This window comes from Streptomyces lincolnensis (assembly GCF_021173675.1).
GTDB lineage: Bacteria > Actinomycetota > Actinomycetes > Streptomycetales > Streptomycetaceae > Streptomyces > Streptomyces lincolnensis_B.
In genome coordinates, this window is the sequence record NZ_JAIHON010000001.1 from 625,639 (window position 1) to 639,509 (window position 13,871).

Annotated in this window: 9 protein-coding genes; 8 read left to right on the top strand and 1 reads right to left on the bottom strand. The window is 71.5% G+C overall.

All coding sequences use genetic code 11. The annotated features are described in order from the left end of the window. The first annotated feature begins 62 nt into the window (after positions 1-62). Entirely contained in the window at positions 63-905 is an 843-nt protein-coding gene (locus K4B79_RS02715) for an NAD(P)H-binding protein (RefSeq protein WP_232024545.1), read from the top strand. A gap of 122 nt (positions 906-1,027) precedes the next feature. Here K4B79_RS02715 and K4B79_RS02720 read toward each other — a convergent pair whose 3' ends face one another. Beyond that, the gene (locus tag K4B79_RS02720; RefSeq protein WP_232024547.1) at positions 1,028-2,176 is read right to left on the bottom strand and encodes a YihY/virulence factor BrkB family protein; all 1,149 of its coding nucleotides are present in this window, start codon (positions 2,174-2,176) and stop codon (positions 1,028-1,030) included. A gap of 528 nt (positions 2,177-2,704) precedes the next feature. Here K4B79_RS02720 and K4B79_RS02725 point away from each other — a divergent pair. The 7 genes from K4B79_RS02725 to K4B79_RS02755 all read left to right on the top strand — a co-directional run bounded on the left by K4B79_RS02725 (position 2,705) and on the right by K4B79_RS02755 (position 13,856). Next, on the top strand, positions 2,705-5,158 hold the full coding sequence (locus K4B79_RS02725) for a Pls/PosA family non-ribosomal peptide synthetase (protein ID WP_232024548.1): 2,454 nt from the start codon (positions 2,705-2,707) through the stop codon (positions 5,156-5,158). Positions 5,159-5,239: 81 nt separating this feature from the next. Then, entirely contained in the window at positions 5,240-7,351 is a 2,112-nt protein-coding gene (locus tag K4B79_RS02730) for a non-ribosomal peptide synthetase (protein WP_232024550.1), read from the top strand. Positions 7,352-7,428: 77 nt separating this feature from the next. Next, positions 7,429-8,442 (top strand): TauD/TfdA family dioxygenase, encoded by a 1,014-nt coding sequence (locus tag K4B79_RS02735; protein ID WP_232024551.1) that lies wholly within the window; start codon positions 7,429-7,431, stop codon positions 8,440-8,442. Continuing rightward, positions 8,439-9,470: a 2,3-diaminopropionate biosynthesis protein SbnB gene (gene sbnB, locus K4B79_RS02740; protein ID WP_232024552.1), complete on the top strand. Its 1,032-nt coding sequence runs from the start codon at positions 8,439-8,441 to the stop codon at positions 9,468-9,470. Before K4B79_RS02735 ends, sbnB begins: the two co-directional genes overlap by 4 nt. A 36-nt stretch (positions 9,471-9,506) precedes the next feature. Beyond that, on the top strand, positions 9,507-10,490 hold the full coding sequence (gene sbnA / locus K4B79_RS02745) for a 2,3-diaminopropionate biosynthesis protein SbnA (protein WP_232024553.1): 984 nt from the start codon (positions 9,507-9,509) through the stop codon (positions 10,488-10,490). 130 nt (positions 10,491-10,620) lie between these two features. After that, on the top strand, positions 10,621-12,255 hold the full coding sequence (locus K4B79_RS02750) for an acyl-CoA dehydrogenase family protein (RefSeq protein ID WP_232024555.1): 1,635 nt from the start codon (positions 10,621-10,623) through the stop codon (positions 12,253-12,255). A gap of 332 nt (positions 12,256-12,587) precedes the next feature. Further along, positions 12,588-13,856, top strand: a complete 1,269-nt coding sequence (locus K4B79_RS02755) for a GAF domain-containing protein (protein WP_232024557.1) — start codon at positions 12,588-12,590, stop codon at positions 13,854-13,856. Positions 13,857-13,871 lie beyond the last annotated feature (15 nt).

Consider the following 13,871-nt stretch of genomic DNA (forward strand, 5'->3'; position numbering starts at 1 on the left):
CGCGCATGGGAATGAGCCGTTCAGCGATGGGCCCTTGGGGCGCGGCGCCGTTGACTGGAGGCATGACGGAGAACACGCGGAACAGGCAGAACACGACGGTTGTGGTGACCGGGGCCAGTGGGCGTACCGGGAGCCGGGTGGTCGAGTCGGCGCGGGCCGCCGGACTGACCGTGCGGGCCGCCTCCCGGGCCCAGGGGTTCGACTGGGAGGACCCGACGACCTGGGCGGAGACCCTGCGGGACGCGGACGCGGCGTATCTGATGTACCCGTCCGACATCGGCGCCCCCGCGGCGGCCGAGGGGATCGGGGCGCTGGCCCGCGAGGCGGTCGGGCTCGGGGTGCGGCGGCTGGTGCTGCTGTCGGCGCGCGGGGAGACGCAGGCGCTGCCGGCGGAGGAGGCGCTGCAGTCGTCGGGGGCGGACTGGACGGTCGTGCGGGCCACGTGGTTCGCGCAGAACTTCAGCGAGGGGCCGTTGGTGGAGGGGATCCGGCACGGGGAGCTGGTGTTTCCGGCGGGTGAGGTGAAGGAGCCGTTCGTCGATGTGCGGGACATCTCCGATGTGGTGGCGGCGGTGTTGGTGGCCGGGGACCGGTATGTGGGGCGGACGTTGGAGCTGACGGGGCCGCGGCTGCTGTCGTGGCGGGAGGCGGTGGGGGAGATCTCTGCCGCGACGGGGATGTCTCTCGTGTACACGCCGGTGCCTGCGGCGGCGTACGGGGAGGTGTTGGCGGGGTTCGGGGTGCCGGCGGAGGAGGTGTCGCTGTTGGTGGAGGTGTTCGAGGGGTTGATGGACGGGCGTAATGCGTATGTCTCCGACGATGTGCGGGAGGTGTTGGGCCGTGACGCGCGGGACTTCGGGGAGTTCGTGCGTGAGGCGGCTGCGGCGGGGGTGTGGAAGGCGTAGCGCCGTAGGGGTGCGGGGTGCGTTGCCGGGTGCCTGTCCGTTGTGGCTGGTCGCGCCCCGCGGCGGAGCCGCAATTCGACACAGCCCCGCGCCCCTAGGTGCCTCCCGCGCCCCCTTGGTGGTTACGAACCCTCCGGCTTCTGCGGGGGATGCGTATGCGTGCTCTTCACGTGGGTGCGGAGCCTCGACGTGACGTCCTCCGGGGGAAGGAAGCGGGACCAGCGTTCCGGGAACTCGGAGGGCATGTCGGGGTCGTCGGGGTCGGGGGGGTCGGATTCGCGGGCGGCGGCGCGGGCGACGTACTCGGCGACCTGGGCCTCGCGGAGGCGTTCGTTGGCGGCGCGGGCGGCGGCGGTGGCGGCGGCGGGCCAGACGCGGTCGATGGCGGCGTTGACGGCGGCGCCGACGAGGACGGCGAAGGCGGAGACGCCGATCCAGAGCATGACCGCGACGGCGGCGGCGAGGGAGCCGTAGATCGACGCGCCCTCGACGGTGTTCTGGAGGTAGATGCGCAGCAGGAAGCTGCCGAGGACCCACATGGCGAGGGCGACGAGGGCGCCGGGGACGTCCTCGATCCACGGGGAGCGCACGGGCACGGAGACGTGGTAGAGGGTCGTCAGGAAGGCGATCGAGAGCACGATGACGACGGGCCAGTACAGGACCTGCACGACGGTCGCGGACCACGGGACGATGTCCACCACCGCGTCCGGTCCGGCCACCATCAGCGGCAGCGCGACCGAGCCGATCAGCAGGGCCGCGAGGAAGAGCAGGAAGGCGACGAGGCGGGTCTTGACGATGCCGCGGACGCCGTCGAGGCCGTACATGACGGTGATGGTGTCGATGAAGACGTTCACCGCGCGCGAGCCGGACCACAGGGCGAAGAGGAAGCCGACGGAGATGACGTCGGGACGGCCGCCCTTCATCACGTCGTCCAGGATCGGCTGGGCGATCTGGGCGACGCCCTTGTCGGACAGGACGGTGCGCGACGCCTCCAGGATGTTGCTCTCCAGGCTGCTGATGGTGTCGGTGCCGGTCCAGTCGTCGACGTAGCCGAGCAGGCCGATCATGCTCAGCAGCAGGGGCGGCACCGACAGCAGTGTGAAGAACGCGGCCTCGGCCGCGAGACCCAGGATGCGGTACTCGATGCACGAGTTGACGGTGTCCTTGATCAGCAGCCAGGTCGTCCTGCGCTTCGAGACGTCCCGGTAGAGGGCCCGTGCCCGGTGGAGACGGCCGGAGGGTGGTTGGGGGGATTCACTTGCTGGCTGCACGACCTAAAGGTATCCGCCGTACGGGCCCGCACTCATCCCGCGGTGCCGCGACCTCCGGAGCAGCATCCTCCCCTCCGGTAGCGCAATGAGGCAGAAACCGATCGGCAACCCAGCGGAAACCGCCCCGGTGAATTCGAACCACTTTTCTGTCATGCTCGCGCTGGCCGAATACCGCACCCTCGTCAAGCGGAATCCTCACGAGCTGTTACACAGGCCATTCGGTGAGTTCCCCGATAGGGCTGGCAGGTGGGATGATCCGGGGGCGTGATCGAGAATTCGGTGAGCGGCGGTAAAGCGCCAATGACCGAAACGCCCTTGAACCGTTCATGAAATTGCCGAAACAATTCGGACTGCATTCGTTGCGCACTCTGAGGACGGCTCAGACGCACACGACACGGGGGACATCAAGGGTCTCTGACCAGGACCCGATTCACGCGGACATCATCCATTTCCGCTTGCTCACTCTCACTCCTTCATTTACTCCCGTTCCTGTGCGACGCACCAGAAACAGCAGCAAGGAGCGCCACCGTGGGGGGAATATCCGGCGCCGGCACCGAGAGCGTACTCGCCGAGGTGCTGGCCGGAGTCGTACGCAAGGAACACATACCGGTCGACAGTCACTTCTTCGAGGATCTGGGAGCCAACTCGCTGGTAATGGCGCACTTCTGCGCCCGAGTCAGGAAACGGCCGGACCTGCCGGCCGTGTCGATGCGGGACGTCTACGGACACCCGACGATCCGCAGGCTGGCGGCGGCCCTCGCCGAGACGCCGGAGGAGGCACCTGCGCAGGTACCCGCGCAGGTCACGACGCCTGCCGAGCCGGGCAGCACGGCACGGTACGTCCTGTGCGGGGCACTTCAGTTCGTGGTCTTCGCCCTGTACTGCGTGCTCGCCGGGACGGTCACGGCCCGGGGGTACGAGTGGATCTCCGCCGGTGACGGCGTGGCCGACGTCTACGGCCGCGCGGTGGTCTTCGGCGGCGCGCTGTTCGCCGGCATGTGCGTCTTCCCGGTGCTGGCGAAGTGGCTGCTGGTCGGCCGCTGGAAGGAGACCGACTTCCCGGTCTGGAGCCTGGCCTACGTCCGCTTCTGGACCGTGAAGACCCTGCTGCGCGGCAGTCCGATGGTCCTGTTCATCGGCAACCCGGTCTATGTGCTGTACCTGCGGGCCCTCGGCGCGCGGATCGGGCCGGGCGTCACGATCCTGACCCGGGACGTGCCGGTCTGCACCGACCTGCTGACCGTCGGCGCGGGCACGGTGATCCGCAAGGACTGCCACCTCCTGTGCTACGAGGCGCACGCCGGCCGTATCCGCACCGGGCCCGTCACCCTCGGGAGCGGGGTCTACGTCGGTGAGAACACCGTGCTCGGCATCGGCACCTCCATGGGCGACGGCTCCCAGCTGGGCCACGCCTCCGCCCTCTACGGCGGCCTGGCGGTCCCGGCGGGCGCGCACTGGCACGGCTCCCCGGCCCGGCCGACGGACGTCGAGTACGTGCGGGTCCCGCCGGCGCGGTGCACCGCCTCGCGCCGGTTCGGCTACGGGCTGGCCGCCCTGCTCCAGACGGTGCTGCTGTGGGTGCCCCTCGGGCTGGCCGGCACCTATCTGCTGCTGGACGCCGTGCCCGCGCTGGACACCCTGCTCGACCCGGCCTCGCAGTCCCTGGGCTCCGCGCGCTTCTACGGCGAGGCGCTGGGGCTGTCGGCCGCGACGTTCGGGGGTTTCCTGCTCGTCGGCGCGATCACGGTGGCGGTGCTGCCGCGGCTGCTGAAGCCGTTCCTGCGGGCGGACCGGGTGTATCCGCTGTACGGCTTCCACTACTCGCTGCACCGGACGATCGCCCGCATGACCAACATCAAGTTCTTCAAGTGGCTGTGCGGGGACAGCTCGTACATCGTCCCCTACCTGCGGTCCATCGGCTACGACCTGTCCGAGGTGGAGCAGACCGGCTCCAACTTCGGCACCGCGGTCCAGCACGAGACGCCGTACCTGGTCACCGTGGGCAGCGGCACGATGGTCGCGGACGGACTGTCCGTGGTGAACGCCGACTTCTCCGGTACGTCGTTCCGCCTGGCGCACACCACGATCGGGGCGCACAACTTCCTCGGCAACCACATCGCCTACCCGGTGGGCGGCCGTACCGGCGAGAACTGCCTGCTGGCGACGAAGGTGATGGTCCCGCTGGACGGCGAGGTCCGCGAGGGCGTGGGGCTGCTGGGCTCGCCGCCCTTCGAGATCCCGCGCACGGTGGAGCGCGACACCCGCTTCGACCATCTGCGCGAGGGCGACGAACTGGCCCGCAGGCTGGCCGCCAAGAACCGCTTCAACCTGCGCTCGATGGGACTGTTCCTGTTCCTGCGCTGGCTGAACTGGTTCCTGCTGACCGTGCTCGGTTTCGCCGCCTTCGACCTGTACGGCGCCGCCGGCGGCGGTCTGACCGGCGGTCTGCTGATCGGCCTCTACCCGCCGGCGGCCCTGCTGTTCACCGCCGCCTACTGGATCCTGATCGAGCGCGTGATCTGCCGTTTCCGTCCGCTCCGGCCACGGCTGTGCTCGATCTACGACCCGTACTTCTGGTGGCACGAGCGGCTGTGGAAGGTGTCCGACCAGCACCTCGTGGCCTTCAACGGGACGCCGTTCAAGAACGTCCTGTGGCGCCTGATGGGCGTCCGGATCGGCCGCCGGGTCTTCGACGACGGCACCGCCATCACCGAGCGTTCGCTCACCACGATCGGCGACGACGTCACGCTGGCCGCCCACACCAAGGTGCAGGCCCACTCGCAGGAGGACGGCACCTTCAAGTCCGACCACATCACCATCGGCGCGCGCTGCACGGTGGGGACCGGCGCGCTCGTCCACTACGGCGTCTCGATGGGGGACGGCGCCGTACTCGCTCCCGACTCCTTCCTGATGAAGGGCGAGGAGATGCCGGCGGGGGCGCACTGGGGCGGGAATCCGGCGGTCGCCCCGCGGCACAGGTAACAGGCACCACGCACCACACACACCACATGCGCCACATGCACCACATGCACCACGCGTGACATGCAACAGGGGGGAAAGATCATGGAGACAGTGCCGAGCTGGACGCTGCGCCCGATACCGGGTGCGGCCGAGTACGAAGTGCCGCTGCCGGACGGCGTGCCGACCGGGCCCGAGGAGCTGCGGGCCGCCCGCGTCCGGGTCCTGGCCGCGCTCACCGGCGAGGACGGGAGCACCGTCGACGACTCCGAGCTGGAGGTGAGCGTCGACGGGGGCGTCCTGCGGCTGCGGTACCGCACCGAGCTCTTCGACGCGGACGCCGCTGCCCGGATCGCGGGCTATCACATCACCGCGCTGACCGATCCCGGACGGCGGAGTCTGCTGTCCGAGGCCGAACTCCGGTTCCAGCTGGAGGAGTTGGCGGGCCCACACCGGAGGCTGCCCGACCGGCGGGTGCACGAGCTGTTCGAGGAGCGGGCGGCGGCCCACCCGGACGCCGTGGCCGCCGTCCAGGGCGAGCGGGAGTGGACGTACCGCGAACTCAACGCCCGCGCCAACCAGGTGGGGCGCGCGCTGCTGGCACGCGGGCTGGAGCGCGAGGACGTGGTCGCCGTCGTGACGGAACGGAACCTGGACTGGATGGCGGCCGTGCTGGGCGTGCTGAAGGCCGGGGGCGTGTATCTGCCCGTCGAGCCGCACTTCCCGGCCGACCGCGTGACGCGGACGCTGTCCCGCGCGGAGTGCGGCCTGATCCTCACCGAGCGCGGCAGCGACCGCTCCCTCGATCCGGCGGCGGCACGGACGCTGTACCTGGACTCCGTGTACGCCGAGGGCCATGACGAGCACGACCTCGGGGTGGACGTCTCCCCCGGTCAACTCGCCTACATCTACTTCACGTCCGGCTCCACCGGTGAGCCCAAGGGCGCGATGTGCGAGCACGTCGGGTTCCTCAACCATGTCCTCGCCAAGCTGGACGACCTGGGTGTCGGGGCCGGGGACGTGGTCGCCCAGACCGCGCCCCAGTGCTTCGACATCTCCCTGTGGCAGCTGCTGGCCGCGCCGCTGGTCGGCGGGCGGACGGTGCTGGTGGAGCAGGAGACGATCCTGGACGTGCCCCGGTTCGTGGACACGGTCGCGCGGCACCGGGTGAACGTCCTGCAGCTCGTGCCGTCGTATCTCGACACCGTGCTGGCCGAGTTGGGTCGACACCCGCGTGAACTGCCCGATCTGCGCTGTGTGTCGGTGACCGGGGAGGCGGTGAAGAAGGAGCTGGTCGAGCGCTGGTTCGCGGCCCGGCCCCGGATTCCCCTCGTCAACGCCTACGGGCTGACGGAGACCTCCGACGACACCAACCACGAGGTCATGCGCCGGGTGCCGGACCGGGAACGGGTGCCGCTCGGGCGGCCGATCGCGAACGTCCGGGTCTACGTCGTCGACGAGGACCTGGTGCCCGTACCACTGGGCGCGCCCGGCGAGATCGTGTTCTCCGGGATCTGTGTGGGGCGCGGGTACGTCAACGACCCCGAGCGCACCCGGGCCGCGTTCATGGAGGACCCGTACCGGCCGGGTGAGCGGCTGTACCGCAGCGGCGACCACGGGCGCTGGCTGCCGGACGGCAAGCTGGAGTTCCTCGGGCGCCGGGACAGCCAGGTCAAGATCCGCGGTTTCCGTATCGAGATCGGTGAGATCGAGAACGCGCTGCTGCGGGTGCCCGGTGTCCGGGACGGCGCGGTCGTCGTGGTCGGCGGTACCCGACTTGTGGCGTTCTGTACGGGAACCGAACCGGTCGCCGCCGACGTCGTACGGGACAAGCTGGCGGCCTCGCTGCCGGTGTACATGGTTCCGGCGCTGGTCCACTGGCGGGAGCGGCTGCCGCTGACCGCCAACGGCAAGACCGACCGCCGCACGCTCACCGCGCTCGCCGAGGAACTCGACGCGGGTGCCGAGGAGTTCGACGCGGGCACGGACGAGCCCGGGACACCGGGCGAACGGCGACTGGCCGCCGCCTGGGCCGAGGTGCTCGGCGTTCCCGCGGACCGGATCGGGCGCCTGGACCACTTCTTCGACCGCGGGGGAACCTCGCTGGCCGCCGTGAAGCTGGCGATCGCCCTGGACCGGGAGATCTCCCTGAAGGACGTCACCCGGCGACCGGTCCTCGCGGACCTCGCGGAGCTGTTGGACCGCACGGCTCCCTGACAGACCACCGGCCCCGCGATCGCGGGCGCCCATCCCCGAACGACCGCTCCACGCACCATCCGAAAGGAAACTCCGAGATGTCGCCCTCATCTCCGACCCTGACCTCCGAGGTCGCCCTGGCCCCCGGCAGCCCTCCGCTGCTGCGGGCCGACGCCGGCGACGATCCGGCGCGCTGGGCGTCCGAGCACCGTGACGGGCTGCGGGACGTCGTCGCCGGGCACGGCTCGGTCCTGGTCCGCGGGCTGGGTCTGAACGACCCCGCCGCCGCGGAGGCCGTGTTCCGGCGACTGACGCGCGATCGTCTGATGGACGACCGCGAGCCCTTCGCGCCCCGGCGGCGGTACGCGGACGGCGTGTACTCCTCCACCAAGTGGCCCTCCACCCAGCCGATGTGCATGCACCACGAGCTGAGTTACGCGCTGGAGTTCCCCGGCCTGCTGCTCTACGCCTGCCTGGAGGCGCCCGCCTCGGGCGGTGCGACGGGGGTGGCCGACGCCTCGGCCGTGCTCGACGCGCTGCCCGCCGAGCTGACGGCCCGGTTCGAGCGGGAGGGATGGCTGCTGACCCGGACCTACAACGACGAGATCGGGGCGTCGGTCGCCGAGGCCTTCGGCACGGACGACCGGGGCGCCGTCGAGCGCTACTGCCGTACAAACGCCATCGACTTCGCCTGGGAGTCCGACGGCACCCTGCGCACCCGGCAGCGCCGGAGCGCGGTGGTCCGCCACCCGGTGAGCGGCCGCCGCTGCTGGTTCAACCAGATCGCCTTCCTCAACGAGTGGACGATGGACCCCGAGGTCCGCGAGTACCTGGTGGACGTCTACGGGCCCGACGGGCTGCCCTTCAACACCCGCTTCGGCGGCGGCGATCCGATCGGCGAGGACGTCGTCCGCGTGATCAACGAGGTCTACGAGGCCCACACCGTGCGCGAGCCCTGGCGCACCGGCGACCTGCTGCTCGTCGACAACATCCGTACCGCGCACAGCAGGGAGCCGTTCGACGGCCCGCGCGAGGTCCTGGCCGCGCTGGGCGAACCGGTACGGCTGACCGACCTCGACCACACCGAGAGTTCCGAAGTGAGGACCGCATGAGCACGATGTCCGCCCCACCGTTCGCGGTGATCTCCGGCGAGCAGGTCCAACAGGCCCTGCACGGGCGGGAGTCGGAGATCGCCGACCTCGTCGAGACCGTGTACCGGCTGCACGGCGCCGGTGAGTCGGTGAACCCGCCGTCGTACTTCCTGCGGTTCCCGGACCGCCCGTCCTCCCGGATCATCGCGCTGCCCGCCTCGCTGGGCGGACCGCTGCGGGTGGACGGCCTGAAGTGGATCTCCAGCTTCCCCGAGAACACCGCGTCGGGGCTGCCACGGGCGTCCGCGGTGCTGATCCTCAACGACCCCGACACCGGCTATCCGTACGCCTGCCTGGAGAGTTCGGTCATCAGCGCCACCCGTACGGCGTCCTCGGCGGCGCTGGCGGCGGACCGGCTCAGTGCCGGGCGGGAGCGGCCGACGCGGGTCGGGTTCATCGGCACCGGGCTGATCGCCCGCTACATCCACACCCATCTCCTCGGCACCGGCTGGGAGTTCGAGGAGACGGGGGTGCACGACCTGTCCGCGGACAGCGCGGCCGGCTTCCGGGGCTATCTGGAACGCTCGGGAGCCAAGGGGCGGATGACCGTGCACTCCTCCGCCGAGTCACTGATCCGCTCCAGCGATCTGGTGGTGTTCGCGACGGTCGCCCCGGCGCCGCACGTCCACGATCCGTCGTGGTTCGCGCACCATCCGCTGGTACTGCATGTGTCGCTCAGGGATCTGGCCCCCGAGATCCTGCTCGACTCCGCGAACTTCGTGGACGACGTCGAGCACTGCCTGAAGGCTCAGACCTCCCCGCACCTGGCCGAACAGGCCACGGGCGGGCGGGAGTTCATCGACGGCACGCTGAACGACGTGTTGACCGGGCGGGCGACCGTCCCGACGGACCGCACGGTGGTGTTCTCGCCCTTCGGGCTGGGAGTGCTGGACCTCGCGGTCGGCAGGTACGTCCACGACGAAGTCGCCCGGCAGGGCGGACTCCACGTCGTCGACGGGTTCTTCCACGAGTTGCGCCGGTACGGGTGACCGACCGCGCACGTGGTGCATGAGGAGGGGGACACCATGCCCGTGATATCCGATCCCGCACAGTTCAACGAGGAAGAGCTCTATGTCGACCTTCGGGCCGCACTGGGGCTGCCGCTGTACCTGAAGTGCGAGGGGTTCAACTTCGCCGGTTCCGTCAAGATGAAGGCCGCCCACGAGATGGTCACGGCCGCCGAACGCGAGGGCCGGCTGCGACCGGGCTCGGTCCTGGTCGAGTCCTCGTCCGGGAACCTGGGCGTGGCGCTCAGCGTGATCGCCGCGAGCCGGGGCCACCGGTTCCTGTGCGTGACCGACTCGCGCTGCAACCTGCCCACCATCCGGCTGATGGAGGCGCTGGGCGCGCACGTCCACGTCATCCACGAGCCGGACGTCCACGGGGGGTTCCTGGGCGCGCGGCTGGCGTACGTGAACGCGCTGTGCGCCTCGGACGAGCGGTACGTCTGGCTCAACCAGTACACCAACGAGGCCAACTGGCGGGCGCACTACCGCACCACCGCGCCCGCCATCGCCCGCCGCTTCCCGCGCCTGGACGTGCTGTTCGTGGGGGCCGGCACCACCGGGACCCTGATGGGCTGCGCCCGCTGGTTCTGGCAGTGGCGGCGCCCGGTGCGGGTGGTCGCGGTGGACAGCGTCGGCTCGGTGAGCTTCGGCGGCCCCTCGGGCCGCCGGATGATCCCCGGGCTGGGCATGAGCGTGCCGCCGCCGCTGCTGGACCGCTCCTACGTGGACGACGTGATCCGCGTCGAGGAGTCCGACACCGTGCAGACGTGCCGCCGGCTGGCCGGGCGGGGCTTCCTGTTCGGCGGCTCCACCGGCACGGTGGTCAGCGGCGCCGGCCAGTGGCTGGCCGAGTACGGCGGGCGCCGGGAGCTGACGGCGGTGGCGATCGCCCCGGACCTCGGCGAGCGCTACCTCGACACCGTCTACCGCAACGACTGGACCGCCGACGCGGAGTCCCTGGACGAGCCGGAGGTGACGGCGGCCCTGGCCCGGCTGGCCTGAGCACCGCGGCACGCTGCCGGCGCCCGCCCCTCGGGGCGGGTGTCGTCGCGCGGGCGAAGGGTGTGCGGACAGGCTGTGAGCACCGGCCGGTCAGGGTGGTGTCGGCCGCCGCGACGGGTAGGTTCGCACCATGGCAGGCAACACCCACAGCGTGACCAACCAGCCCGAGCCGCTGGTCGGCTACGACGTCTTCGGCGCCGACCGTGCCCTGGTGGCGGCGGTCGAGCGGCACACCGCCCCGGACCTGCTCACCGAGGTGCGCGAGGAGCTCGGCGCCCTCGGCCGGACCGCCGGCTCGGCGCAGGTGCAGGAGTGGGGGGCACAGGCGAACGAGAACCCGCCGAGACTGCGCACCCACGACCGCTACGGCCACCGCGTGGACGAGGTGGACTTCGACCCGGCCTGGCACCGGCTGCTCGGCAAGGGCGTGTCGGCCGGGCTGACCACGGCGTGGTCACGGCCCGCCGGGCATGTGCGGCGCGCGGCCGGTTTCCTGGTGTGGACCCAGGTCGACGCGGGCAACTGCTGCCCCCTGTCGATGACCCACGCGGCGGTCCCCGCCCTGCGCGCCGAGCCCGCGCTCGCCGCCGAGTGGGAACCCCGGCTGGCCTCGACGGTCTACGACCGGGGACTGCGGCCCGCTCACCACAAGGCCGGGGCGCTGTTCGGGATGGCGATGACCGAGAAGCAGGGCGGCAGCGACGTCCGCGCCAACACCACGGCCGCCCGGCCCCTCGCCGAGGACGGGGCGTACGAGCTGACCGGGCACAAGTGGTTCTGCTCGGCGCCGATGTCGGACGGCTTCCTTGTGCTGGCCCAGGCGCTGGAGGGCCTGACCTGCTTCCTGGTGCCGCGCCTGCTGGCGGACGGCACCCGCAACGTCTTCATGATCCAGCGGCTCAAGGACAAGCTGGGCAACCGGTCCAACGCCTCCGCCGAGGTCGAGTTCGACGGGACCTGGGCCCGCCGGGTCGGCGAGGAGGGGCGCGGGGTGCGCACCATCATCGAGATGGTGGCGGCGACCCGGCTGGACTGCGTCCTCGGTTCGGCGGGGCTGATGCGCCAGGCCGTGGCGCAGGCGATCCACCACTGCGCGTATCGGGAGGCGTTCGGCGGCCGGCTCGTGGACAAGCCGCTGATGCGCAACGTCCTGGCCGACCTCGCCCTGGAGTCCGAGGCGGCGACCACCCTCGCGATGCGGCTCGCGGCGGCCTACGACGACGGCGGCGAGGAGGAACGGGCGCTGCTCAGGATCGCCGTACCGGCCGCCAAGTACTGGGTGACCAAACGGTGTGCGCCGCTCGCGGTCGAGGCCGCGGAGTGCCTGGGCGGCAACGGCTATGTCGAGGAGTCCGGGATGCCCCGGCTGGTGCGCGAGTCGCCGCTGAACTCGATCTGGGAGGGCGCGGGCAACGTACAGGCGCTGGACGTGCTGCGCGCCCTGCAACGGGAGCCGCAGGCCCTGAACGCCTATCTCCTGGAGGTCGGCACGACCCGCGGCGCCGACCACCGGCTCGACGCGGCGGTCAAGGACCTGCTCACCGAGCTCGGTGACCTGGAAGGCGTCGAGGGGCGGGCCCGACGGCTGGCGGAGCGGCTCGCACTGGTGCTCCAGGGTTCCCTGCTGGTGCGGTACGCGCCGCCCGAGGTCGCCGACGCGTTCTGCGCCGCGCGGCTGGGCGGGGACGGCGGGGCCGCGTTCGGGACCCTGCCCGCAGGCCTGGATCTGGCGTCGGTGGTGGAACGCGCCCGTCCGGTGGCCTGATCTCGCCGTCGGCAGAGCGGGGGTGGTGCTGCGCCGACACGGCACCACCCCCGCGGCTGGCCCTTTTCAGGCCACGGACACCACCGTGGGCGGTGTCGCTCAAGTTTCAAACACGGCGGGGCCGACCACCAGGGTTGCAAGGGGTTGCAACTTGTTGGTGACTGTGTGCGGAGTGTGTGCCTCCGGCTCGGGCAAACGGCACTATGAGACGGACAGTCAAGACAGTTGCAGGCGTGTCCGAACAGTCGTACGGAAACCGGTTGTGCCCTGCCGGGGTTCCGCGGCCGGTCGGCCGCGCCTCCTACCGGGAGGACCCTGTGGCGAACCCGCCCATGGACACGACGCGCACGGCCGCCGTTCTCGCACGGCCCACGCGACTGCCCGGCGAGGTACGAGGCGCCATCTCCGCACAGCAGGCCCGCAGCGCGCCGCGCCCGCTCATCGAGGAGTCCTGGGAGCGGGTGAGCCGCTCCGGGGTCGATCCCGACCACGACTTCCGGGCCGGGCTGCTGCCGCGCGGGGAGGTGGAGCTGCGGCGCGAGACCTCCCCGCTCCGGCACGTGCTGCCGGTGCTGCGGGAGGGCCTGGTGTCGGCGGCCGACGCCTCCCACCACATCGTGCTGATCGCCGACGACGAGGGGCGGGCCCTGTGGCGCGAGGGCAGCACGCCGGTGCTGCGCCGGGCGGACGAGTCCGGCATCGAGGTCGGCTCCGACTGGCGCGAGGACGTCGCCGGCACCAACGGCGTGGGCACCCCGGCGGTGGTCCGGCGGCCCGTGCAGGTCGTCGCCGCCGAGCACCAGCTGCGGGCCCTGTCCGCGTGGACCTGCGCCGGGGCGCCGATCACCGATCCGCGCGACGGCCGGCTGATCGGCGTCGTGGACGTCAGCGGGCCGCTGGAGACCATGCACCCGGCCACGCTCGCCTGGGTCGACTCGGTGGCCAAGCTCGCCGAGGCACGGCTGCGCGAGATGCACCAGACCTCGCTGGAGCGGCTGCGCGCGGTGGCCGCCCCGGTACTCGCCCGGCTCGGCGGCCGGGCCGCGGTGGTCGACCGGGACGGCTGGACGGCGGCGGTGAGCGGGATGCCGTACGTCAACCGGGTCCCGCTGCCCAAGTCGCCCGTTCCGGGCCGCCGGTGGCTGCCCTCGATCGGGCTGTGCACGCTGGAGCCGCTGACCGGCGGCTGGCTGGTCCGCCCCGACGAGGAGCCGGTGCCGCGCGGCGCCACCCGGATCGTGCTGGACCTGGCGCAGCCGCGCCGCTGGTCGGTGACGGTGTCGGGGTGCGCGGGCTCCTGGAGCCACGAACTGTCGCCCCGGCACGCCGAACTGCTCTACCTGCTGGCCCTGCACCGCACCGGCCGCAGCGCGGCGGGACTGGCCGAGGACATGTTCGGCGACCGGGCCCGCACCGTGACCGTGCGCGCCGAGATGTCCCGGGTACGGCGTTATCTCGGCGGCTTTCTGGAGCACCGGCCGTACCGGTTCAGCGAGGACGCCGAGGTCGAGGCGCTGCTGCCGGACGATCCGCGCGATCTGCTGCCGTACTCGACGGCCCCGGCGGTCACCGCCGCACGGATGTCCGTCCCGCCGGTCTGAGAGGCCGTCCGAGCA

Bases quoted from the DNA above. Each gene is read 5' to 3' on its own strand.
- sbnA (WP_232024553.1), top strand. From the start codon at position 9,507: ATGCCCGTGATATCCGATCCCGCACAGTTCAACGAGGAAGAGCTCTAT.
- K4B79_RS02755 (WP_232024557.1), top strand. From the start codon at position 12,588: ATGGACACGACGCGCACGGCCGCCGTTCTCGCACGGCCCACGCGACTG.
- sbnB (WP_232024552.1), top strand. From the start codon at position 8,439: ATGAGCACGATGTCCGCCCCACCGTTCGCGGTGATCTCCGGCGAGCAG.
- K4B79_RS02715 (WP_232024545.1), top strand. From the start codon at position 63: ATGACGGAGAACACGCGGAACAGGCAGAACACGACGGTTGTGGTGACC.
- K4B79_RS02730 (WP_232024550.1), top strand. From the start codon at position 5,240: ATGGAGACAGTGCCGAGCTGGACGCTGCGCCCGATACCGGGTGCGGCC.
- K4B79_RS02735 (WP_232024551.1), top strand. From the start codon at position 7,429: ATGTCGCCCTCATCTCCGACCCTGACCTCCGAGGTCGCCCTGGCCCCC.
- K4B79_RS02750 (WP_232024555.1), top strand. From the start codon at position 10,621: ATGGCAGGCAACACCCACAGCGTGACCAACCAGCCCGAGCCGCTGGTC.